Origin of the sequence: Pseudomonas sp. CCI1.1, from assembly GCF_034348165.1 — a bacterium.
GTDB classification, from domain to species: Bacteria; Pseudomonadota; Gammaproteobacteria; order Pseudomonadales; family Pseudomonadaceae; genus Aquipseudomonas; species Aquipseudomonas paracarnis.
Map to the genome: position 1 here is coordinate 5194825 of NZ_CP133780.1, position 22864 is coordinate 5217688.

The following is a 22864-nucleotide window of genomic DNA, read 5'->3' on the forward strand; positions in this document are numbered from 1 at the left end:
GGTAGGAGGTAAACTTCGCCCCCTGCGCAGGAGCAACCATGAATTATCGTCACGCCTTTCACGCCGGCAACCACGCCGATGTCTTCAAACACCTGACCTTGACCCGCCTCATCGCCCTGATGTCGCGCAAGGAACAGCCGTTCGCCTACCTCGACACTCACGCAGGCATTGGCTTGTACGACTTGCAGGGCGACCAGGCCAACCGCACCGGTGAGTACCTGGAAGGCATCGCCCGCCTGTGGGGCGCAAGCGACCTGCCTCCGCTCACCGCCGACTACATGCGCGTGCTGCACGAGATGAACCCGGATGGCCAGTTGCGCTACTACCCGGGCTCGCCGGAACTGGCGCGCCGCCTCACGCGGCCCCAGGACCGTGTGCTGCTCAATGAGAAGCACCCGGAAGATGGCGTGCTGCTCAAGGACAACATGAAGGGTGATCGCCGCGTCAAAGTGCATCTGGGCGAGGGCTGGCATGTGCCACGGGCCTTGCTGCCGGTGCCGGAAAAGCGCGGGCTGATGCTGATCGACCCGCCGTTTGAAAAACTCGACGAAATGCAGCGTTGCGCGGCGTCCCTCAAGGAAGCCGTCAGCCGTATGCGCCAGACGGTCGCGGCGATCTGGTACCCGGTGAAAGACCAGCGCATGTTGCGCCGTTTCTACCAGGACCTGGCCGGTACCGGTGCGCCGAAGCTGCTGCGTGTGGAGTTGCTGGTGCATCCGCTGGACACGCCCAACACCCTCACCGGCTCGGGCCTGGCGATTGCCAACCCGCCGTGGGGCCTGGAAGAGGAATTGCGTGAGTTGCTGCCATGGTTGTCCAAGCAACTGGGCCAGACCCAGGGTGGCTGGCAGATGGATTGGCTGATCGCCGAATAACCGATCTCAATCCAAACGCAGGACCCAATATGGGAGCGGGCTTGCTCGCGAAAGCGGAGTGTCAGTCACTGAATTTGCTGACTGATATACCGCTTTCGCGAGCAAGCCCGCTCCCACATTTTGGTTTGTGTAGCTTCCTAGATCGGGCAGGTCACGCCAGTGCCGCCGATCCCACAGTAACCCTGGGGATTCTTCGCCAGGTACTGCTGGTGATACGCCTCGGCGAAGTACACCGTCGGGGCCTCTTCGATTTCCGTGGTGATCTCACCCAGGCCGGCCTTGCTCAGCTCTTGCTGATAAGCCTCGGCACTGGCTTTGGCCGCCGCCAATTGCTCCGGCGTGGTGGCGTAGATCACCGAGCGGTACTGGCTGCCGATGTCGTTGCCCTGGCGCATGCCCTGGGTCGGGTTGTGCAGTTCCCAGAACATCTTCAGCAGGTCTTCGTATTTCACCTTGGCCTGGTCATACACCACCAGCACCACTTCGCTGTGGCCGGTCAGGCCCGAGCAGACTTCTTCGTAAGTCGGGTTAGGCGTGAAGCCGCCGGCGTAGCCGACCACGGTGCTGACCACGCCGTCGCGCTGCCAGAACTTGCGTTCTGCGCCCCAGAAGCAGCCCAGGCCGAAGATCGCAAAGCCGACGTCATCCAGGAACGGGCCCAGCAGTGGGTTGCCGTTGACGAAGTGCGTTTCCGGTAACTTCATCGGGGTTTCACGACCAGGCAACGCTTGTTCTTGAGTAGGCAGCACGTTTTTGTTCACCAGAATTTCCGAGCGCAAGACCATGATCAGTCCTCTCGTCAGGTTGAGTAACAGTAAATTGTCAGACAGCCAGTGTGCCCGAGTGTTACAGCGCTGTCAGGCGATTGGCCCGCGCGGGTAGCGTTTAAGCCTCTGCATCAGCTCGGCACCCGGGATCGGGCGGTCGAACAGGTAGCCCTGGCCCACGTCGCAACGGTGCCGGCGCAGGAACGCCAACTGCTCAGCGGTTTCGATGCCTTCGGCCACGACCTTGAGTTTGAGGTTGTGGGCCATGGCGATCACCGCCGAGGTGATTTCCATGTCGTCCTGGTTGTCCGGGATTTCATGGATAAAGCTGCGATCAATCTTAATGATGTCGATGGGGAATTTTTTCAAGTAGCTCAGCGACGAGTAACCGGTACCGAAGTCGTCCATCGCCAGGGTCAGGCCAAAGCTCTTGAGCTGGTCCAGTTGCAGGCGCGTATCTTCGGTGGCTTCCAGCAGCAAGCCTTCGGTCAGCTCCAGCTCCAGCAGGTTGGCCGGCAGCTGTTCCTCCTTGAGGATGGTGGCAATCGAGGCCACCAGGTCCGGGTCGGAGAATTGCTTGGGCGACAGGTTGATGGCCACCTGCAAGTTGCCCAGGCCTGCGGCCGTCAATTGGCGGCTCATGCGGCAGGCCTGGCGCGCGATCCATTTACCGATGGGGATGATCAGCCCGGTTTCTTCAGCCACGCTGATGAACTGGTCGGGGCGGATCATGCCTTTTTCCGGGTGGTTCCAGCGCAACAGTGCTTCCATGCCCAGCAGGCGACCGCTGCGCAGGCATAGCTTGGGCTGGTAGAACACGTCCAGCTCGTTCTGGGTCAGGGCACGGCGCAGATTGTTTTCCACGAACAGCTTGTAGCTGGCCTCGGCATTCAGGGCTTCGGTGAACACCTGCACCTGGTGTTTACCGTTGGCCTTGGCCTTGTGCAGGGCCAGGCCGGCGTTGCGCATCAAGGTCTGTGGGTCGCGACCATGCAGCGGCGCACAGGCCAGGCCCACGGAGCCGGTGACGCTGATCAATTGGTTGTCGACGAACATCGGCTTGTCGAGGGTGGTCAGCAACTGGCTGGCCACCTGCTGGCCGGTCTCAAGGTCGGCGTCGTCCAACAGCACCGCGAATTCGTTGCTGGCAAAACGCGCCAGGCTGCCGCCGCTGCTCAAGCTGTTGCGCAGGCGGCGCGCCAGGCTGATCAGCAACTTGTCGCCGGTCTGGTGGCCGAGGCTGTCGTTGATGCGCTTGAAGTTGTCGATGTCCACCAACAGCAGGCTGATCGGGCTGTCGCTGTCGCGGGCAAAGCGCTCGTCGAGGTTGCGAATGAACGCGGGGCGATTGCCCAGGTTGGTCAGGTTGTCGGTGTAGGCCAGGCGTTCGATGCGCTGCTGCGCCAGCTTGGTCTGGGTGATGTCTTCGTAGATGCCGATGTAGTGGGTCAACTCGCGGTTGTCGCCATACACTTTGGAAATCGACAGCTGGCCCCAGTAGGGTTCCAGGTTCTTGCGGCGGCTCTTGAACTCGCCTTGCCAGCTGTTGCTTTTGGCCAGGGCCGAGGGCGCGTCGAACAGCAATTCGCTGAGGTTCTCCAGGGCTGGCAGTTGGGCCAGGCGATGGCCGTGGACTTCTTCGGCGCTGTACTGGGTGATCGCGGTGAAGCTGGGGTTGACGTACTCCACCACGCCGTCGCAATTGACCAGCAAGAACGCGTTGGCGCTTTGCTCTACCGCGCGCTGGAACAGGTGCAAGGCGCTGGTGGCAGTGCGGCGGTTGTGGTTGTTGATGACCTGGGCGAACTGGTCTGCCAACTCGCCGGCGAACGCGATTTCATCGGACTGCCAGGCGCGCGGGCTGCCACCTTGTTCCAGGCACAGCACGCCGACCACCTGGCCGTCGACACGGATGCTGGCGTCGAGCATCGCGTGGATGTCCTTGGCGCGCAGGCTTTCAGCCATTTCCCGGGTGCGTGGGTCGCGCATGGCGTGGGTGGCGTCGATGGCGCGGCTGGAGTGCAGGGCTTCCAGGTAATCCGGGAAGCCGCTGGCATCGATGGCTTCAGGCAGGTGGTGTTGTTGATCGGCGCGGTGATAGGCGGAGATCGGTACCAAGTGATGGCCTTCGAGGTTCCAGATGCTGGCGCAGTCGATCTGGTAAATGTCGCAGGCGCTGCGCGTGATCAGTTCAGCGGCTTCTTGCAGGGAGTTTGGCGTGGTGTAGCGTTGGCGCGCCAGCAGCAGGATCAGTTCTTGCTGGGCGCGCACTCGCTCCAGATGCTGCAACTGTTCCTGCTGTGCTCGCTGATTGAGCTCCAGGGCAATTTGCAGGCGGCTGTTCTGGTTTTCCAGGTCGACCGTCGGGGCGGGTGCGCTGTTCTCGCTGAACAGCCCCTCGACCACCATCAGGTAGCCGCGCACCAGGTGGCGGTTGTGTTGTTTGTAGGCCTCGCCCATTTCCAGCACGCTCAGCGGGCCGTCATGGGTGTGCAGGGTATAGCGCACCAGATAATGGGGGCTGTGGGCCAGTTGTTGCTGGATCGCATCGTGCAACTGGTAGCGCGCCTGGGGTTCCATCAGGCTGGCGTAGGGCGTGCCGATCAAGGCGCAGAGTTCAACCGCCGGCAGGCCGAACTGGCGTTCGCAATTGGGATCGAGGTAGAGCAGGGCCCAGCTTGCCTCATTAAGCCGCTCGAAACGCAGCATACCGAGGCGCGAAGGCACCGGTAATTGCGTCACTACCTCGGCCGCCATACGGGCGACATCGGGTTGGCTTTTCATGGGGAAACTCGCTTGGGAAAATGCGCACTGCGCTGGGCTCACGCCCTCTTGACTGTCGACTGCGGCAAGGTTGCATCATGCAGGACGCAGTGACAAGAGAGGATGAAGGCTAAGTGCTATAAGCCTGTTATCGGCCGCGCGAGGGATTTCTGTAATTGGGGTGATCGATGGTTCACGCCTGTTCTCTGTAGGAGCGAGGGGGACGCCTAGTTCTTGCTCGCGAAAAACGCCAGGGCACCGCGTTTATCCAGAAGACCCGCGTCATCGTTGACGATCTTCGCGAGCAAGCTCGCGTCTACAAAAACACAGGCAAAAAAAGCCCCGCCAAGTGGCGGGGTTGAGGTACGAGCGTGGCGCTCGGAAATCGGTGTGGCAAGGACCTTCCCGGTAACAGGAAGGCCCTGCGACTTACAGCAGGATGGTGCGGATGTCGTTCAGCAACTGGCTCAGGCGCTGGGTGAAGCGCGCAGCCGCGGCGCCGTTGATCACGCGGTGATCGTAGGACAGCGACAGTGGCAGCATCAGCTTGGGTTGGAACGCTTTACCGTCCCACACAGGCTGGATGGTGGCCTTGGACACACCCAGGATCGCGACTTCCGGCGCGTTGACGATTGGCGTGAAGCCAGTACCGCCAATGTGGCCGAGGCTGGAGATGGTGAAGCAGGCGCCCTGCATGTCGTCCGGGGTGAGCTTCTTGTCGCGGGCCTTGGCAGCCAGCGCAGCCGCTTCGCCAGCGAGCTGCAGCAGGCTCTTCTGGTCGACGTTCTTGATGACCGGTACCAGCAGGCCATCCGGGGTGTCGACCGCAAAGCCGATGTGCACGTACTTCTTGCGAATGATCGCCTTGCCGCTTGGCGCCAGCGAGCTGTTGAAGTCCGGCAGTTCCTTGAGCAGGTGTGCACAGGCCTTGAGCAGCAGTGGCAGTACGGTCAGCTTCACGCCGGCCTTCTCGGCCACGGCTTTCTGCGCAACGCGGAACGCTTCCAGGTCGGTGATATCGGCCTGGTCGAATTGGGTCACGTGCGGGATGTTCAACCAGCTGGCATGCAGGCCTGCCGCGCCGATTTGCATCAGGCGGGTCATCGGCACTTCTTCGGTTTCGCCGAAGCGGCTGAAGTCCACGGTGCGGATCGGCGGAATGCCCGAACCACCGGTAGCGCCGCCGGCAGCCGGAGCTTCCTTGGCTTTTTGCATCATGGTTTTGACGTAAACCTGCACGTCTTCCTTCAGCACACGGCCGTGCGGGCCGCTGGCTGCAACAGCGCTCAGCTCGACGCCGAATTCACGGGCCAACTGACGCACGGCTGGGCCGGCGTGAACCTTGGCACCGCTTGGCGCAGGTGCAGCCGCCGCAGGGGCTGGCGCAGCTTCGGCTTTTGCGGCCGGCGCAGGGGCAGCAGCGGCAGGTGCCGCTTCAGCCTTGGCCGCCGGAGCAGCAGCCGGTGCTGGTGCGGCGGCTGGCGCAGCACCTTGTACTTTGAGCTTGAGGATGAAGTCACCGGTGCCGACTTCGTCTTCCAGCTTGACCGCGATGCTTTCCACTACGCCGGCAGCCGGCGATGGGATCTCCATGGAGGCCTTGTCGGACTCCAGGGTGATCAGCGACTGGTCGGCCTCGACGGTGTCGCCGACCTTGACCAGCAGCTCGATGATCTTGGCCTTGCCCGACGAGCCGATGTCCGGGACGTGAATGTCCTGGACGGTCGCGGCGGCAGGTGCGGCGGCCGGGGCTGGAGCAGCCTCGGCAGCGGCAGGCTTTTCAGCAGCAGGTGCAGGTGCAGGTGCAGCGGCGGCCGGAGCCGCGGCCGCAGGGGCTGCATCAGCAGCGCCTTCGATTTCCAGTTCCAGCAGTTCGTCGCCTTCTTTCAGGCGGTCGCCCAGCTTCACTTTCAGGCTCTTGACCACGCCGGCCTTGGGAGCAGGGATTTCCATGCTCGCTTTGTCCGACTCCAGGGTCAGGATGCTCTGGTCGGCTTCGACGGTGTCGCCGACCTTCACAAACAGCTCGATTACTTCACCTTCACCGCTGCCGATGTCAGGTACGCGAATGAGTTCGCTCACAAAAAATCTCCTCAGCAGTCCAGTGGGTTGCGTTTTTCCGGGTTGATCCCGAACTTGACGATAGCGTCAGCCACCACCTTAGGTTCGATCTCACCACGGTCAGCCAAGGCTTCCAGGGCTGCCAACACCACGAAGTGACGGTCGACTTCGAAGAAGTGACGCAGCTTCTTGCGGCTGTCACTGCGGCCGAAACCATCGGTGCCCAGGACTTTGAATTCCTTGGACGGGACCCACTGGCGAATTTGTTCAGCAAACAGTTTCATGTAGTCGGTAGAGGCAATGACTGGACCCTTACGGCCGGCCAGGCATTCTTCGACGTAGCTCTTGGCTGGCTTCTGGCCAGGGTGCAGACGGTTGCTGCGCTCCACGGCCAGGCCGTCGCGGCGCAGTTCGTTGAAGCTGGTGACGCTCCATACGTCGGCACCGACGTTGAACTCGTCGCGCAGGATCTTCGCCGCTTCACGCACTTCACGCAGGATGGTGCCGGAGCCCATCAGCTGTACGTGGTGCGCCGCTTCCTTGGTGTCTTCTTCGAGCAGGTACATGCCCTTGATGATGCCTTCTTCCACACCGGCCGGCATGGCTGGCTGCTGGTAGGACTCGTTCATCACGGTGATGTAGTAGAAAACGTCCTGCTGCTCTTCGGTCATTTTCTTCATGCCGTCCTGGATGATCACCGCCAGCTCATAGCCGTAGGTTGGATCAAAGGTGCGGCAGTTCGGGATGGTGGCAGCCAGGATGTGGCTGTGACCGTCTTCGTGTTGCAGGCCTTCGCCGTTCAGCGTGGTGCGGCCGGCGGTACCGCCGATCAGGAAGCCACGGGTACGGCTGTCGCCTGCTGCCCAGGCCAGGTCGCCGATACGCTGGAAGCCGAACATCGAGTAGAAGATGTAGAACGGCAGCATTGGCTGGTTGTGGCTGGAGTACGAAGTACCGGCAGCGATGAAGGAGCTCATGGCGCCCGCTTCGTTGATGCCTTCTTCGAGGATCTGGCCCTTCTTGTCTTCCTTGTAGAACATCACCTGGTCTTTATCGACTGGCTCGTAGAGCTGGCCGACGGAGGAGTAGATGCCCAACTGACGGAACATGCCTTCCATACCGAAGGTACGGGCTTCGTCCGGGATGATCGGGACGATGCGCGGGCCGATGTCCTTGTCCTTGACCAATTGCGCGAGGATACGCACGAAGGCCATGGTGGTGGAGATTTCACGGTCGCCCGAGCCGTCAAGGATAGCCTTGAGGGTGCTCAGGTCTGGCGTCGGCACGCTGAAGCTGTTGGCGCGGCGCTGTGGCACGAAACCGCCCAGTGCAGTGCGGCGCTCGCTCAGGTAGCGGGCTTCGGCGCTGTTTGGCTCTGGCTTGAAGAACGGCAGGTTCTCCAGCTCTTCGTCCTTGACCGGGATGTCGAAGCGGTCGCGGAACAACTTCAGGCTGTCGACATCGACTTTCTTGGTGTTGTGCGCGGTGTTCTTCGCTTCGCCGGCACCGGTGCCATAACCCTTGATGGTCTTGGCCAGGATGACGGTCGGTTGTTCTTTGTGGTTGACCGCTTCGTGGTACGCCGCGTAGACCTTGTACGGGTCGTGGCCGCCACGGTTGAGCTTCCAGATCTCGTCGTCGGACAGGTCGGCAACCATCGCCTTGAGTTCAGGCGTGTTGAAGAAATGCTCGCGAACGAACGCGCCGTCTTTGGCTTTGTAGTTCTGGTACTCGCCGTCGATGACTTCGTCCATGCGACGCTGCAGGATACCGTCGACGTCCTTGGCCAGCAGTGGGTCCCAGAAGCGGCCCCAGATGACTTTGGTCACGTTCCACTGAGCACCGCGGAACACGCCTTCGAGTTCCTGGATGATCTTGCCATTGCCGCGAACCGGGCCGTCGAGGCGCTGCAGGTTGCAGTTGATGACGAAGATCAGGTTGTCGAGCTTCTCGCGGCCGGCCAGGGAAATGGCACCCAGGGATTCCGGCTCGTCGCACTCGCCGTCGCCGAGGAAGCACCAGACTTTCTGCTTGCCTTCGGGTATGAAACCACGGGCTTCCAGGTACTTCATGAAGCGTGCCTGGTAGATCGCCTGGATTGGGCCCAGACCCATGGAAACGGTCGGGAACTGCCAGAAATCAGGCATCAGCCAAGGGTGCGGGTAGGACGACAGGCCCTGACCGTCGACTTCCTGGCGGAAGTTGTTCATTTGTTCTTCGCTGATGCGACCTTCCATGAACGCACGGGCGTAGACGCCTGGCGAGGTGTGGCCCTGGAAGTAGATCAGGTCGCCGCCGTGTTCGTCGGTCGGGGCCTGGAAGAAGTAGTTGAAGCCGATGTCATACAGGGTTGCGCTGGAAGCGAAGCTGGAGATGTGACCGCCCAGGTCCGAATCTTTCAAGTTCGTGCGCATTACCATCGCCATGGCGTTCCAACGTACCAGCGAGCGAATGCGGCGTTCCATGAACAGGTCGCCAGGCATGCGTGCTTCGTGGGTAACGGGGATGGTGTTGCGGTATGGCGTAGTGATGGCGTAAGGCAGTTGCGAGCCGCTGCGGGTCGCGAGTTCGCCCATACGGGTCATCAGGTAGTGAGCACGGTCTTCGCCTTCTTTGTCGAGAACCGATTCCAGGGCGTCCAGCCATTCCTGGGTTTCGACGGGATCGAGGTCTTGCATGGCTTGCTCCAGGGCGGAAAGGCTACCAGAATCGGTTGCCTGAAGTTTGCGACTGGCCTTGTGGGCAGACGACATAAATTCTTGGATGGCCGAAGGTTGCTTCGGCGTCCTGTAGTTTTACTACAAATCGTCGGCCATTTCAGCCTTTCGAATGTATATACGAGTAGTAAAACTACACAAGACTGAGCGTATGGCTCGGTCTTGCTGGTGAGCATAATCGTTATTGTTGGTCTATTGCGAACAAGAAAAGGTGAAACTTTGATGTTGCCTGCCAAGATTAATTTAATTTCAGCTATTTCTAACCTTTGTTCGACAGTCCTTCACCGAGCATGGCTCTTGCCTTCACAACTACACGCCATTTACACGCCGATCAAGGATAGACCATGAGCCTTCCAACGCTGGCCGAACTGCCGGCCATTCTGTTGCCTTACGCCAACCGGGCCGAACAGTCATTTCGTGACGCGGTGGCCGCGCTGGATGACGATCATGGCCTTTCTGCGTGGACGCCGCAACGGTGGGCCGACTTCGCCCGCGTGTGCGCCGCCAGTGATTTCGTCATTGAACAGAGTGTTCGTGACCCTTTGATGTTGCTTGAACTGGCGGCCTGGGGCGAGCTGGACCGCGGCTTTGCGCCCGGCGAGCTGTGCAGCCAGATAGCCGGTGCCGTGCAACAGGCCGAAACAGAAGATGAACTGGGCCGTGCGCTACGCCGCCAACGCACGCGCCAGCAGGTGCGCATCATCTGGCGCGACCTCACACGCCAGGCTGATCTGGTGCAAACCTGTCGCGATCTGTCCGACATGGCCGACGCCTGCATCGACCAGGCCTATCAATGGCTGTACCAGCGCCACTGCGCCCAGTTCGGCACGCCGACCGGCGCACGCAGCGGCGAGGCACAGCACATGGTCATCCTCGGCATGGGCAAGCTCGGTGCAGTGGAGCTGAACCTGTCGTCGGATATCGACCTGATCTTCGCCTACCCCGAAGGCGGCGAGACGGTGGGCGTGAAGCGCGCCCTGGATAATCAGGAGTTCTTTATTCGCCTGGGTCAAAAACTGATCAAGGCCCTGGACCCGATGACCGTCGACGGTTTTGTCTTCCGCGTCGACATGCGCCTGCGTCCCTACGGTTCGGCCGGCGCCCTGGTGCTCAGCTTCAACGCGCTGGAGCAGTACTACCAGGACCAGGGCCGGGACTGGGAGCGCTACGCCATGATCAAGGCGCGGGTGGTGGCCGGCGACCAGGCGGCTGGCGCGCAACTGCTCGACATGCTGCGCCCGTTTGTCTATCGCCGTTATCTGGACTTCTCGGCCATCGAAGCGCTGCGCACCATGAAGCAACTGATCCAGCAGGAAGTGCGGCGCAAGGGCATGGCCGACAATATCAAGCTGGGCGCGGGCGGCATTCGTGAGGTGGAATTTATCGCCCAGGCATTCCAGCTGATCCATGGCGGCCGCGACCTCAGCCTGCAGCAACGCCCGCTGTTGAACGTGCTGGGCACGCTGGAAGGCCAGGGTTATTTGCCCGCAGCGGTGATCAGCGAGCTGCGCAGCGGTTACGAGTTCCTGCGCTACACCGAACATGCGATCCAGGCGATTGCCGACCGCCAGACGCAAATGCTGCCGGACAGCCCCGAAGACCAGGCACGCATTGCCTTTATGCTGGGCTTCAGTGACTGGGCCGCGTTCCATGAGCGCCTGATGTACTGGCGTGGCCGTGTGGACTGGCACTTTCGCCAAGTGATTGCCGACCCTGATGAAGAAGAGGGCGAAGAAAGCGAATTGGTGGTCGGCGGTGAATGGTTGCCACTGTGGGAGGAATCCCAGGATGACGATGCCGCGTGCCGCCAACTGAGTGAAGGCGGTTTCGCCGATGCCCCCAAGGCCCTCAAGGCCTTGGCCAACCTGCGCGCCAGCCCGCAGTTGCGCGCCATGCAGCGCCTGGGGCGTGAGCGCCTGGATGCGTTCATCCCACGCCTGCTGGCCCAGGCCGTTGAACATGCCAACCCAGACCTGGTGCTGGAGCGCGTGTTGCCGCTGGTGGAAGCCGTGGCCCGGCGTTCGGCCTACCTGGTGTTGCTGACCGAGAACCCCGACGCCCTGCGTCGCCTGCTGACATTGTGCGCAGCCAGCCCGTGGATCGCCGAACAGATCACCCGTTTCCCGCTGTTGCTGGATGAATTGCTCAACGAAGGCCGCTTGTTCAAGCCGCCGCTGGCGCCGGAACTGGCCGCTGAGTTGCGCGAGCGCCTCACGCGCATTCCCGAAGATGACCTTGAGCAGCAGATGGAGGCCTTGCGCCATTTCAAACTGGCGCACCGCCTGCGGGTGGCCGCTTCCGAAATCGCCGGCAGCCTGCCGTTGATGAAAGTCAGCGACTACCTCACCTGGCTGGCCGAAGCCATTCTTGAACAAGTGCTGGCCCTGGCCTGGCGCCAGACGGTCGCCCGCCACGGTTCGCCGCAGCGCCTGGACGGCACCCTGTGCGATCCTGGGTTCATCATTGTCGGTTATGGGAAAGTCGGCGGCATCGAACTGGGGCATGGTTCGGACCTGGACCTGGTGTTTATCCATGACGGCGACCCCCAGGCCGAGACGGACGGTGCCAAGCCGATCGATGGCGCACAATTCTTTACACGCCTGGGCCAGCGCATCATTCACCTGCTGACCACCCAGACCAACTCCGGCCAGCTGTATGAAGTGGACATGCGCCTGCGACCTTCCGGCGCATCGGGCTTGTTGGTGAGTTCCCTGGGGGCGTTTGATCGCTATCAACAAAATGAAGCCTGGACCTGGGAACATCAGGCCCTGATCCGTGCGCGGGTACTGGTGGGCAGCCAGGATGTGGGCCAGGCGTTCGAGCAGGTACGGGCTAACGTGTTGGGGCGTGAGCGGGACTTGGAGAAGCTGCGCCAGGAGGTCAGCGAGATGCGTGCCAAGATGCGTGACAACCTGGGCACCAAGGCCACGACTGCCGGCAGGGGCGCCAATGCCTTCGAGGCCACGGCGCTGTTCGACCTCAAGCAGGACGCCGGAGGTATCGTCGATATTGAATTTATGGTGCAATACGCGGCTTTGGCGTGGTCTGCGCAACATCCATCGTTGCTGCGCTACACCGACAATATCCGCATTTTGGAGGGCCTGGAGCAGGTCGGGCTGATGCCCGCCGCCGATGCCCATTTGCTGCGTGAAGTGTACAAGGCTTATCGCTCAGCCGCGCACCGCCAGGCTTTGCAGAACGAGGCCGGTACGGTAGCCGGGGACCAGTTCGCCGACGAGCGGCGACAGGTGATGCGAATCTGGCAGGCGCTGGGCTTAAATTGAAACTCGACTGATTGGCGACGCCAATTTTCATATGGGATGCGGATTAATGTGGGAGCCGGGCTTGCCCGCGATGCAGGCGCCTCGGTTTATCAGGGATACCGAGGTGATGCGATCGCAGGCAAGCCAGCTCCCACATAAAGATGCTCCCTGGCGCACCGCGATCTACAGTTATTATCGAGGCGGGGAGGCATAGGCCTCCCCGCATCGTTTGTGGAAACTACATGAATATTCTGATCGTTGGGCCCAGTTGGGTCGGTGACATGGTGATGGCACAGACACTGTTTCAGTGCCTGCGCCTGCGCTATCCAGACTGCCAGATCGACGTGCTCGCCCCTGAGTGGAGCCGGCCGATCCTCGAGCGCATGCCAGAGGTGCGTAAGGCCTTGAGCTTCCCGCTCGGCCACGGCGCCCTTGAGTTGGCGACCCGCCGACGTATCGGCAAGTCCATGGCGGGCCAGTACGACCAGGCGATCCTGCTGCCTAACTCGCTGAAGTCGGCGCTGGTGCCGTACTTTGCCGGTATCCCCAAGCGCACCGGCTGGCGCGGCGAGTTTCGCTATGTGCTGCTCAACGACGTGCGCACCCTGGATAAAGCCCGTTACCCGTTGATGATCGAACGCTTTATGGCTTTGGCCTACGAGCCGGGCACTGAACTGCCCAAGCCGTACCCGCGCCCCAGCTTGCAGATCGACCCGGTGACCCGCGACGCGGCGCTGGCCAAGTTCGGCCTGACCCTGGATCGGCCCGTATTGGCCTTGTGCCCGGGCGCCGAATTTGGCGAGTCCAAGCGCTGGCCGTCGGAGCATTACGCCAAAGTCGCCGAAACCAAGATCCGCGAAGGCTGGCAGGTGTGGTTGTTCGGCTCCAAGAACGATCATTCGGTGGGTGAAGACATTCGTCAGCGCCTGATTCCCGGTCTGCGTGAAGAGGCGGTGAACCTCAGTGGCGACACGTCCCTGGCCGAGGCCATCGACCTGTTGTCGTGCGCCGATTCGGTGGTGTCCAACGACTCCGGCCTGATGCATGTGGCGGCGGCGCTGAACCGTCCGCTGGTGGCCGTGTACGGCTCCACATCCCCAGGCTTCACTCCGCCGTTAGCCGACAAGGTCGAAGTGGTGCGCCTGGGCCTGGATTGCAGCCCGTGCTTTGACCGTACTTGCCGCTTCGGCCACTACAACTGCCTGCGCCAGTTGCTGCCCCAGCCGGTAACCGATGCCCTGCAGCGTTTGCAGGGCGACGTGGTCGAGGTTCATTGAGTTGCGGGTTCTGGTAATCAAGACCTCATCCCTGGGCGACGTGATCCATGCCTTGCCGGCCCTCACCGACGCAGCGCGGGCGATTCCCGGCATTCGGTTCGACTGGGTGGTGGAAGAAGGCTTTGCCGAAATCCCCACCTGGCACCCGGCGGTCGACAAGGTGATTCCGGTGGCGATTCGCCGCTGGCGCAAGAACCTCTGGCAAACCGTCAAGAGCGGTGAATGGCGGCGCTTCAAGCAGGCGGTGCAGTCGACCAAATATGACCTGGTGATCGACGCCCAGGGCTTGCTCAAAAGCGCCTGGCTGACGCGCTATGTGCGGGCGCCCATCGCTGGCTTCGACAAAGACTCTGCGCGTGAACCCCTGGCTGCGCGCTTTTATTCCCGGCGCCTGGCCGTGGCCCGTGGGCAGCATGCGGTGGAGCGCTTGCGCCAGCTGTTTGCCGTGGCCCTGGGCTACGACCTGCCCCAACGCCTGGGCGACTACGGCCTGAGCGTTGAAAAGCTGCTCGGCCTGCCGCCGAAAAAACCGTTCGTATTGCTGTTGCATGGCACCACTTGGGACACCAAGCACTGGCCCGAAGCCTATTGGCGCGAGCTGGCCGAACGCATGGGCCGCCTGGGCGTGGACGTAAAGCTGCCGTGGGGCAACGCCGCCGAAAAGGCGCGGGCCGAACGCCTGGCCCTCGGCCTGCCCAACACCGAAGTGTTGCCCAAGCTCAACCTGGCGGGCGTTGCCCGTGTCTTGGCGAGCGCCCGTGCCTGCGTGGCCGTCGACACCGGCCTTGGCCACTTGGCGGCGGCATTGGACGTGCCGACCATTTCCCTGTTTGGCCCCACCAACCCAGGCCTTACCGGTGCCTACGGCAAAGGCCAGATTCACTTGGCCAGCGACTGGCCGTGCGCGCCTTGCCTGCAAAAACAGTGCACTTATCAACCCACTGCCGACGACCTGCGGCGGTTCGACATCGCCCGCGAGTCGCCCCTGTGCTTCACGCGCTTGAACCCTGAGCGTGTTGCAAGCCGGCTGAGCACGTTGTTACTGGCCGAGGAGCAGCACTGATGCAACTGGCTTTTGTTCTGTACAAGTACTTCCCTTTCGGTGGCCTGCAGCGCGACTTCATGCGCATCGCCCTGGAATGCCAGCAGCGCGGCCACAGCATTCGGGTGTACACCCTGATCTGGGAAGGTGATATCCCGCCAGGCTTTGAAGTGCTGGTGGCGCCGGTCAAGGCCTTGGTCAACCACCGTCGCAACGAAAAGCTCTACGCCTGGATCCAGGCCGACCTGGCCAAGCGCCCAGTGGACCGCGTGGTGGGCTTCAACAAGATGCCGGGGCTGGATCTGTACTTTGCCGCCGACGGTGTGTTCGAGGACAAGGCCCAGACCCTGCGCAACCCGATGTATCGCTGGTTCGGGCGCTACAAGCACTTTGCCGAATACGAGCGCGCCGTGTTCGATAAAAACGCCAAGACGCAGATCATGGTGTTGTCTGAGCATCAGCAGCAGCTGTTTACCCAGTATTACGGCACCCAGGCCGAGCGTTTTCACCTGTTGCCACCGGGTATTGCCCGCGACCGCCGCGCCCCGCCGAACGCCGCCGAAATCCGCGCCGAGTTCCGCGCTGAATTTGGCTTGGCCGAGGATGATCTGCTGTTGGTGCAGATCGGTTCGGGGTTCAAGACCAAGGGCGTCGACCGCAGCCTCAAGGCGCTGGCCGCTCTGCCTTCGCGGCTGAAGAAACGCACCCGGCTATTTGTAATCGGCCAGGACGACCCCAAAGTATTCCAATTGCAGAGCGCGGCGCTGGGCCTGGGCGACCAGGTGCAGTTCTTCAAGGGCCGCAATGATATTCCGCGTTTCCTGCTGGGGGCGGACCTGTTGATTCACCCTGCGTACAACGAGGCGGCCGGCATGGTGCTGGTCGAAGCGGTGGTCGCCGGCCTCCCTGTACTGGTGAGCCAGGTGTGCGGCTATGCGTTCTACATCGACAAGGCCCAGAGCGGCCGGGTGTTGGACGAGCCGTTCGAGCAAACCCAGCTCAACCAGTATCTGGTCGATATGCTCGACGACCCACAAGCGCGTGCGACCTGGAGTCGCAATGGTCTGGCCTTCGCCGAGACGGCCGACCTCTTTAGCATGCCGCAGTACGCTGCGGACCTGATTCTGGCGGAGCCAAACCGATGAAGTTGATTCTAGCCGAACCCTTCAAGACCCTCTGGGCCGGACGCGATGCGTTCGCCGAGGTCGAGAAGCTGGAAGGCCAGGTGTTCCGCGAGCTGGCCGCTCGCCGTACGTTGCGTACGGTGGTCGAGGGCCAGCCTTATTTTGTGAAGATCCACCGTGGGATCGGCTGGGGCGAAATCCTCAAGAACCTGGTCACCGCCAAATTACCGGTGTTGGGCGCGGGCCAGGAGTGGGTGGCGATCCAGCGCTTGCAGGCGCTTGGCGTACCGACCATGACCGCCGTGGCGTTCGGTGAAAAAGGCAGCAACCCGGCCGACCAGCATTCGTTCATCATCACCCAGGAACTGACCCCCATCATCAGCCTGGAAGACCTGACCCTGGACTGGGTCAAGCAACCGCCCGTGCCCGCCATCAAGCATGCCTTGACCCTTGAGCTGGCGCGTACCGTGGGCGCGATGCACCGCGGCGGCGTCAACCACCGTGACTGCTACCTGTGCCATTTCCTGCTGCACACCGACCGGCCTATCAGCGTCGACAACCTCAAGCTGTCGGTGATCGACCTGCACCGTGCCCAGGTACGTGCGACGATCCCCGTGCGTTGGCGCAACAAAGACCTGGCCGGCCTGTATTACTCCGCGTTGGAGATCGGCTTGACCCAGCGCGACAAGCTGCGTTTTCTCAAGGCCTACTTCCAGCAGCCGCTGCGCCAGATCCTGGCAGAGCAAACCGCGCTGTTGTCTGCGCTGGAACGCATGGCAGCAAAGCTGTATGCGCGTAAACAGCGATATGGGGATGCGATCTGATGGCGGGTTGGAATCTGGAACCTGCCTACGCCGCCCTGGCGGATGACTTTGGAAGCCTGGACGCGGTGTTCGCCCTGCAAGGCGAGCGGCTGACCCGCGACCCGTTGTCGGAAGTGATCCGGGTGGAGCGTGGCGGGGTCAATTATTACGTCAAGCGCTACGTAGGTGCCGGCAAGGGCCTGCGTCGTTACCTGGGCAGGCCGCGGGTGAAGTCCGAATGGCAGAACCTCAAGCGCTTCGCCAAGTGGGGCATCCCTACCGCCGACGTGGTGGCCTGGGGCCTGGACCGTAAGGGCCTGGCCTATAACCGTGGCGCCATGATCACCCGCGAACTGCCCAAGACCGAAGATCTGTCGGTGCTGGCCGAGCGTCACGATGAGCGCCTCAAAGACCCCCGGTGGGTCGATGGCATCAGCCGCCAGCTCGCCGAATACACGCGCACCATGCACGATCACCGCTTCACCCATAACGACTTGAAGTGGCGCAATCTGCTGGTGGACGACCAACGCACCCTGTACCTGATCGACTGCCCCAACGGTGATTTCTGGCGCGGTTTCTGGCTCAAGTACCGCATCACCAAAGACCTGGCCTGCCTGGACAAAGTCGCCAAGTATCACTTGTCGGCCACCCAGCGCCTGCGCTTCTACCTGCAATATCGTCAGCGCGCGCACCTGACCGCGTCGGACAAACAGCGAATTCGCCATGTGGTGAAGTTTTTCGAGGGACGCGAATGAGTGACTTCCTGGCGGCCGAAGACCGCGCTCTGCTTGAGCGCAACGGCCTGGCGACCTTCGACGCGCTGTGGGCCAAGCAACTGGATGCAGTGGACGAGCCGAACACCAGCGGCGACGGTTGGAGCAGTGTGTATCGCCTGGAGCTTGAGGGGCAGGGTTACTACCTCAAGCGCCAGAGCAACTACCTCACGCGCACCTTGCACCGCCCGTTCGGCGAGCCGAGTTTTGCCCGCGAGTTTCGCAACATCAGCCTGTATCGAAAGCTCGGTATACCGGCCCTGCAAGCGGCGTTCTTCGGTGAACGCAAGGTCAAGGGCGAGCGCCGGGCGATGCTGCTCACCCGTGCGCTGGATGGCTGGAATGACCTGGACTCGTTGCTGGAGCAGTGGTCGCAATTGAGCGCAGCCCAGCACAGTGCGATCCTGTTGGCGTGCGGCAAGCTGGCGCGTCATCTGCACAGCGTCGGGCAAGTGCATGGCTGTTTTTACCCCAAGCATATTTTCCTGCAGCCTGCCGGTGAGGGTTATGCCGCGCAGTTGATCGACCTGGAGAAAACCCGCCCGCTGCTGTTTGGCTGGCGTGACCGGGTCAAGGACCTGGAACCGCTGCTGCGCCGCGCGCCGCAATGGTCGGACGCGCAGGTGCGCCAATTGCTGGCGGCGTACCTTGAGCAGTCCGAGGACAGTGCCCTGGTGTCCACTTGGCACCAGCGCCTGACCTCGCGCCGCAGCCATAAGGAGAACCGCTGATGCGTTTATCCGAGCTGAAAACGGCTGGGCGTACCCCCGGCCTGCCACTGACCCTCGACCTGGCGGATGCCGCCGGCCCTGGGCAATTGCAATTGCTGAGCCTTTTGCGGGTGTTGCCGGGGCAGCGCTATGTGGGCGCCGCCGTGTGGCGGGGTCGCCCGGTGTTGGCCAAGTTGTTGGTGGGCAACAAGGCGGCGCGGCATTTTCAGCGTGAGCTTACGGGGGTGCGCCTGTTGGCTGAGCAGGGCCTGACCACGCCGTTGCTGCTGGCCGATGGCTTGCAGGACGGCGAGGGCGGTTGGCTGCTGTTTGAATTTATCGAGGGGGCCCAAAGCCTGTCCGACGCTTGGCTCGCCGTCGAAAACCTGCCGCCGTTGGCGGACGAACAAACCGCTGTGCTCGCCGAAGCGCTGGGCGCGATTGCCCAGATGCATGCCAAGGGCCTGTGGCAAGAAGACCTGCACCTGGACAACCTGCTGCGCAAGGATGGCAAGCTGTATTTGATCGATGGCGCCGGTATTCGTGTCGAAGAGGCGGGCAAGCCGTTGTCGCGCAATCGAGTGCTGGAGAACCTCGGTGTGTTCTTCGCCCAACTGCCCAAGAACCTCGAGCCCTTTACCGAAGAGTTGCTGGTGTATTACTTGCTGGCCAACGGCGAACACGCCTTGCCAATGCAAGCCTTGGAAAAGCAGGTGCGTAAAGTCAGCGCCTGGCGTTTGAGGGACTACCTGGACAAGACCGGCCGCGAATGCACGCTGTTCAGCGTGGTGCGCGGCGCTTTTGGCTTGCGTGCGATCCGCCGCGAAGAAGAAGCCGCCATGGTGCCGGTGCTGGAGCAGGCCGATGCGTTGCTCGACCAGGGTCACCTGTACAAGACCGGTGGCGCGGCGAGCGTGGCCAAGGTCGACGTGGCTGGCCGGCCGCTGGTGATCAAACGCTACAACATCAAGGGCTTTGCCCATTGGCTCAAGCGCTTCTGGCGCCCGAGCCGCGCCTGGCACTCCTGGCGCGAAGGCAACCGCCTGGCCTTCCTGGGCTTCGCCACGCCCAAGCCGCTGGCGGTGCTGGAGAAACGGTTCCTGTGGTTGCGCAGCCGTGCCTACCTGGTCACCGAATACCTGCCTGGGCCAGACATCATCGAGCGCTTTGCGCCGTATGTTGAAAGCGGCGATGCGCCCGAGAGCGAATTGCAGGCGCTGGACCAGTTGTTTGCCGAGCTGATCCGCGAGCGCATCAGCCATGGGGATTTCAAGGGCCATAACCTGTTCTGGAGCGACGGGCGCTGGGCGATGATTGACCTGGATGCGATGTGCCAGCACGGTTCGCTGTCCAGCTTCGCCCCTGCGTATGCCAAAGACCGTGCGCGATTTATGCGTAACTGGCCGCAGGGCAGTGCGCTGTACCAGGTGATTGACCAGCGCTTGCCCAAAGAGGCGGGTGTCGGCAGTTAATCTATCGCGGGCAAGCCCGCTCCCACAGTTGATCTGTGAACGCGGTCAAAATATGGGAGCGGGCTTGCCCGCGATGGCGCCCGTCCAGGCGCTGCATTCAGAACTGGTACTGCGCCCCAGCCCCCGCATACCACGACCGCCCCGGCGCGGCTTCGTAATAGCGACCATTGCCGTCGCCCACAATTACCGACCCCACATACTGGCGATCCAGCAGGTTATCCAGGCGCAAGGTCTGGTGAAAGGTCCAGTGCTCTACCTTCTGCTCAAACCGTGCGCGCCAGTTGAAGACGCTGTAGGCCGGTGCGGCGTGTTGCTGGTTGGTGTCTTCTACGTAGACTTTGCTGCGGTACAGGCCCTCGATGGCGGTGCTGACCCAGTCCCGTGGTTTCCAGTTCAGTTCGGCGAACAGGGTAGTTTGTGGCACGCCGGGGAGGTAGTTGCCTTTGTCGATGGTGTTGGCGCCGCTGGCAAAGTCGCTGTCGTAGGTGGCGTGCAGGCGGGTGTAGGCGAGGCTGGTGCTCCAGTGCTCGCTCAGTTGGCTTTCAACGCCCAGTTCGAAGCCGCGGCGCAATGTGCGACCGGCGTTCTGGTAGCTGGTACGGCCGCCGATGGATTGCTGCACCACCAGTTCGTCCTCGGTGGTGATCTGGAAAACGGCGGCGTTGATCCGCGTGTTGTTCAGTTGCGCTTTCACACCCATTTCATATTGCGTACTTTCAGACGGCTTCAAGCCGAAGTTGAAGCCCTCGGCGTTGCCCGGTGCATAGGCCTGCTCGGCCTGGGTCGGGGTTTCAAAGCCTTTGCCTGCGCTGATGTAGCCATGCAGGTCGGGGGTGAACGCATACATCACGCTCATCGACGGTGTGTTTTTCTGGTAGGTCTTGTTGCCGCTGGCGTCGCCATTGCTGAGGAACTGGTCGTCAACGTCCATCTGCATCGTGCTGTGGCGTACGCCGGCTTGCAGGGCCCAGCGGTCGAGGGCCCAGTTGGCTTGGATATACGGGTCGAGGCTGCGAGCCGTGTCGATTTCGTCGCGGCGTAGTTGGCCTTTCACGCCCAGGGCATTGCCGCTGTAGTTCTGATAGCCATGGCGGCTGTCCTCGCTTTGGTCGAAGTCCAGGCCGGTAATGATCATCAGCTCGCCAGGCGCGCTTTCGATGGGCTGCATCCAGCGCACGCTGCCGCCGTAGAACTTTCGATCAAATTGCACCACGCCTCCGCCGCGTTCGTTGGCGGGCGTGCCCTTGGGGATCGACAGGTACTGAATCACACTACGGCGCCCAGTGTAGGCATTGACCTGCAAGGTGGCGCCACCGAAATACCGCTCGTAATTCATCCCCAATTGCTGATGATCGATACTTTTGCGCGTGTTGTAGTTCAGCGCATTGGCGCTCACCGAACGCGGGTCGGCCTTGTACGCTGCCCAGGTTTGTCCCAGCGGATCCTGCGTACCATTCTGCTCCAGGCTGCTGTAGATCAGCGCCAGCTTGCTGTCGTCATCGGGCTCGACATTGAGCTTGGCGAAGGTCTGGTCGCGGCGCGCGCTGCTGTGATCGCGGTAGCCGTTGGTGTCCATGCGCGAGGCGTCGAGCACAAACCCGGCGCCATTCGCCGCGCCCTCGGCGCTCAGGTGGTTCTTGTTCAGCCCGTCGCTGCCCACCAGGGTTTCGGCGCCGATGCGCGGCGGGCCTTCGCCGTCGCGGGAGAACATCTGGATAACACCGCCGGCGTTACTGCCATACAGCGTCGCCGCCGGGCCGCGCAGCACTTCGATGCGCTCGGCGGTGTCGAGGTTGAAGGTGGCGGCTTGACCCTGACCGTCCGGGGTACTGGCGGGAATGCCGTCGGCGATCAGCTTGATGCCGCGCACGCCGAATGTTGAACGGGCGCCGAAGCCTCGGGAAGAAATTTGCAGGTCCTGCGCATAGTTCTGGCGGTTCTGCACCACCAGGCCGGGCACGCGGGACAGGGCTTCGGAGGCGTTGATGCCGAGTTGGCCGTCACTGATCTGTTCGCGGCTGATGCCGTCCACGGAGTAGGGCAAATCAAACGTTGGGCTGGCGCTGCGCGAACCGGTGACCACGCTGGGGTCAAGTATCAGTGGCGAGTCCTCGCCTTGCGCTGTGGTGCTCAAGGCCAGCAGGCCAGGCAGCAAGAGGGAAAAGCGAGCGTGCGTTTTTTTCATGAGGCAGCCAGAGTCTCGGGCACGCATAGTGAAGGCGCGCAAAAAGTGCGCAAGTTTAAACAGTCAGGTAAGTTTTACCATTTCGGATTTTTCCCACGCAATGTGGCGGTGCTTCTCGGATGAATGAGCCAATCTCTCGGTGCTAGCGTGGCTGACCGTTTGCGAGGCTCGGATATGAAAAGAAAAAGAATGGCTGCGCTGGGTATAAGTGTCGTTGCGCTGTTATTAAGCGGTTGTGGAACCGTTAATAGCGTCATGCGCAAAGAGGGCGACACGGCGCGTGAGCTCAGGCTCGTAAAAACCTATTGCCAATCCATTCCCCGCGCTTACAGCGGCGTGGCGTTTGATTTCTGCATGCTGCACGCGGCCCCGGACCCCACCGGGTTCCTCATACCCTTCGTGCTCGTAGATATTGCGGTGTCCGCGGTTGCCGATACGGTGGTTTTGCCCTATACGATTTATCGACAATCGGCCGACGGTAATATCAGCATCTATTGGCGTCCAGGCCGTTCATAAGCCTATGGGTATAAAAGCACCTGCCCAGCCCATTTACTGGGCGAAAGGAGTAGTCCGTGAGTCGTGGTTTCAAAGTACTGCTGGTTTCAACCTTGTTAATGGCCTCCGGTTGCGGAACGATCAATACCGTCTTGCGTCCGGATGCCGTGGCCAGCCAGAATCTCAAGGAGTCGCGCAGTCACTGCGAAAACGTGCCGCGTATCTACAGTGGGGTGATCTACGGCTTTTGTACCCTCAATGGCGAGCCCGCACCGGACAAAAGCCTGAAGGACCAAAGCCTGCTGGATCACCAAGGCAATGCCTTCCCGATCATTGCGATTGAATTTGTCGCCTCTGGTGTCATGGACACCCTGATGCTGCCTTACACGATCTACCGCCAGAACAAGGACGGCAGCATCGAGATCTTCCGCTAGCCCCTCTCGGCGCTTGCCGCTAACAGCTTCCCTCTGCTTTTAAGCTATAATCCCGCCCTTTAGCTGTTTCTCGCCCAGGCGAGAGGCACACTTTTTTCAGGCG

General features: G+C 61.7%; 16 protein-coding genes. 11 read left to right on the forward strand and 5 right to left on the reverse strand.

Annotated features, from left to right (window positions below; all coding sequences use genetic code 11):
* The first annotated feature begins 38 nt into the window (after positions 1 to 38).
* Complete coding sequence (locus tag RHM69_RS23485; RefSeq protein ID WP_014716619.1) at positions 39 to 875, forward strand: 23S rRNA (adenine(2030)-N(6))-methyltransferase RlmJ; 837 nt, start codon at positions 39 to 41, stop codon at positions 873 to 875.
* Between the two features lie 137 nt (positions 876 to 1012).
* Here the strand turns inward: RHM69_RS23485 and msrA are convergent, their stop codons facing one another.
* The 4 genes from msrA to aceE form a co-directional block, all read right to left on the reverse strand.
* On the reverse strand, positions 1013 to 1660 hold the full coding sequence (gene msrA, locus RHM69_RS23490; protein ID WP_014716620.1) for a peptide-methionine (S)-S-oxide reductase MsrA: 648 nt from the start codon (positions 1658 to 1660) through the stop codon (positions 1013 to 1015).
* A 72-nt stretch (positions 1661 to 1732) separates the two neighbouring features.
* Positions 1733 to 4426: a putative bifunctional diguanylate cyclase/phosphodiesterase gene (locus RHM69_RS23495; protein WP_020301653.1), complete on the reverse strand. Its 2694-nt coding sequence runs from the start codon at positions 4424 to 4426 to the stop codon at positions 1733 to 1735.
* 408 nt (positions 4427 to 4834) lie between these two features.
* Complete coding sequence (aceF, locus tag RHM69_RS23500; protein WP_137270873.1) at positions 4835 to 6487, reverse strand: dihydrolipoyllysine-residue acetyltransferase; 1653 nt, start codon at positions 6485 to 6487, stop codon at positions 4835 to 4837.
* Between the two features lie 11 nt (positions 6488 to 6498).
* Entirely contained in the window at positions 6499 to 9144 is a 2646-nt protein-coding gene (gene aceE / locus RHM69_RS23505; RefSeq protein ID WP_014716623.1) for a pyruvate dehydrogenase (acetyl-transferring), homodimeric type, read from the reverse strand.
* A 383-nt stretch (positions 9145 to 9527) separates the two neighbouring features.
* On the opposite strand from aceE, the gene glnE reads away from it, so the two are divergent.
* The 8 genes from glnE to RHM69_RS23545 all read left to right on the forward strand — a co-directional run bounded on the left by glnE (position 9528) and on the right by RHM69_RS23545 (position 19647).
* On the forward strand, positions 9528 to 12467 hold the full coding sequence (gene glnE / locus RHM69_RS23510; protein WP_168223980.1) for a bifunctional [glutamate--ammonia ligase]-adenylyl-L-tyrosine phosphorylase/[glutamate--ammonia-ligase] adenylyltransferase: 2940 nt from the start codon (positions 9528 to 9530) through the stop codon (positions 12465 to 12467).
* Positions 12468 to 12688: 221 nt separating this feature from the next.
* A complete protein-coding gene (gene waaF / locus RHM69_RS23515) occupies positions 12689 to 13723 on the forward strand; it encodes a lipopolysaccharide heptosyltransferase II (protein ID WP_019818313.1) in 1035 nt (344 codons plus the stop codon).
* 1 nt (position 13724) lies between these two features.
* Entirely contained in the window at positions 13725 to 14786 is a 1062-nt protein-coding gene (gene waaC, locus RHM69_RS23520; RefSeq protein ID WP_014716626.1) for a lipopolysaccharide heptosyltransferase I, read from the forward strand.
* Positions 14786 to 15910, forward strand: coding sequence for a glycosyltransferase family 4 protein (locus RHM69_RS23525; protein WP_014716627.1), 1125 nt, complete (start codon positions 14786 to 14788; stop codon positions 15908 to 15910). The genes waaC and RHM69_RS23525 overlap by 1 nt, the downstream gene beginning before the upstream one ends.
* Entirely contained in the window at positions 15907 to 16713 is an 807-nt protein-coding gene (rfaP, locus tag RHM69_RS23530) for a lipopolysaccharide core heptose(I) kinase RfaP (protein WP_014716628.1), read from the forward strand. Before RHM69_RS23525 ends, rfaP begins: the two co-directional genes overlap by 4 nt.
* Entirely contained in the window at positions 16713 to 17447 is a 735-nt protein-coding gene (locus RHM69_RS23535) for a lipopolysaccharide kinase InaA family protein (protein ID WP_003187993.1), read from the forward strand. The genes rfaP and RHM69_RS23535 overlap by 1 nt, the downstream gene beginning before the upstream one ends.
* Complete coding sequence (locus tag RHM69_RS23540) at positions 17444 to 18196, forward strand: lipopolysaccharide kinase InaA family protein (protein ID WP_166406367.1); 753 nt, start codon at positions 17444 to 17446, stop codon at positions 18194 to 18196. The genes RHM69_RS23535 and RHM69_RS23540 overlap by 4 nt, the downstream gene beginning before the upstream one ends.
* Positions 18196 to 19647, forward strand: a complete 1452-nt coding sequence (locus RHM69_RS23545; protein ID WP_014716630.1) for a lipopolysaccharide kinase InaA family protein — start codon at positions 18196 to 18198, stop codon at positions 19645 to 19647. Before RHM69_RS23540 ends, RHM69_RS23545 begins: the two co-directional genes overlap by 1 nt.
* Before the next feature lie 97 nt (positions 19648 to 19744).
* Here the strand turns inward: RHM69_RS23545 and RHM69_RS23550 are convergent, their stop codons facing one another.
* Entirely contained in the window at positions 19745 to 21832 is a 2088-nt protein-coding gene (locus tag RHM69_RS23550) for a TonB-dependent receptor family protein (RefSeq protein ID WP_200599113.1), read from the reverse strand.
* A 189-nt stretch (positions 21833 to 22021) separates the two neighbouring features.
* On the opposite strand from RHM69_RS23550, the gene RHM69_RS23555 reads away from it, so the two are divergent.
* Complete coding sequence (locus RHM69_RS23555; RefSeq protein ID WP_019818311.1) at positions 22022 to 22348, forward strand: YceK/YidQ family lipoprotein; 327 nt, start codon at positions 22022 to 22024, stop codon at positions 22346 to 22348.
* A 56-nt stretch (positions 22349 to 22404) separates the two neighbouring features.
* Positions 22405 to 22761: a YceK/YidQ family lipoprotein gene (locus RHM69_RS23560; RefSeq protein ID WP_200599114.1), complete on the forward strand. Its 357-nt coding sequence runs from the start codon at positions 22405 to 22407 to the stop codon at positions 22759 to 22761.
* The last annotated feature ends 103 nt before the right edge of the window (positions 22762 to 22864 follow it).

What these genes read in the sequence shown, in the direction of transcription:
- RHM69_RS23485 (WP_014716619.1), top strand. Translation starts at nt 39, where the DNA reads ATGAATTATCGTCACGCCTTTCACGCCGGCAACCACGCCGATGTCTTC.
- msrA (WP_014716620.1), bottom strand. Translation starts at nt 1,660, where the DNA reads ATGGTCTTGCGCTCGGAAATTCTGGTGAACAAAAACGTGCTGCCTACT.
- RHM69_RS23495 (WP_020301653.1), bottom strand. Translation starts at nt 4,426, where the DNA reads ATGAAAAGCCAACCCGATGTCGCCCGTATGGCGGCCGAGGTAGTGACG.
- aceE (WP_014716623.1), bottom strand. Translation starts at nt 9,144, where the DNA reads ATGCAAGACCTCGATCCCGTCGAAACCCAGGAATGGCTGGACGCCCTG.
- glnE (WP_168223980.1), top strand. Translation starts at nt 9,528, where the DNA reads ATGAGCCTTCCAACGCTGGCCGAACTGCCGGCCATTCTGTTGCCTTAC.
- waaF (WP_019818313.1), top strand. Translation starts at nt 12,689, where the DNA reads ATGAATATTCTGATCGTTGGGCCCAGTTGGGTCGGTGACATGGTGATG.
- RHM69_RS23525 (WP_014716627.1), top strand. Translation starts at nt 14,786, where the DNA reads ATGCAACTGGCTTTTGTTCTGTACAAGTACTTCCCTTTCGGTGGCCTG.
- rfaP (WP_014716628.1), top strand. Translation starts at nt 15,907, where the DNA reads ATGAAGTTGATTCTAGCCGAACCCTTCAAGACCCTCTGGGCCGGACGC.
- RHM69_RS23535 (WP_003187993.1), top strand. Translation starts at nt 16,713, where the DNA reads ATGGCGGGTTGGAATCTGGAACCTGCCTACGCCGCCCTGGCGGATGAC.
- RHM69_RS23540 (WP_166406367.1), top strand. Translation starts at nt 17,444, where the DNA reads ATGAGTGACTTCCTGGCGGCCGAAGACCGCGCTCTGCTTGAGCGCAAC.
- RHM69_RS23545 (WP_014716630.1), top strand. Translation starts at nt 18,196, where the DNA reads ATGCGTTTATCCGAGCTGAAAACGGCTGGGCGTACCCCCGGCCTGCCA.
- RHM69_RS23550 (WP_200599113.1), bottom strand. Translation starts at nt 21,832, where the DNA reads ATGAAAAAAACGCACGCTCGCTTTTCCCTCTTGCTGCCTGGCCTGCTG.
- RHM69_RS23555 (WP_019818311.1), top strand. Translation starts at nt 22,022, where the DNA reads ATGGCTGCGCTGGGTATAAGTGTCGTTGCGCTGTTATTAAGCGGTTGT.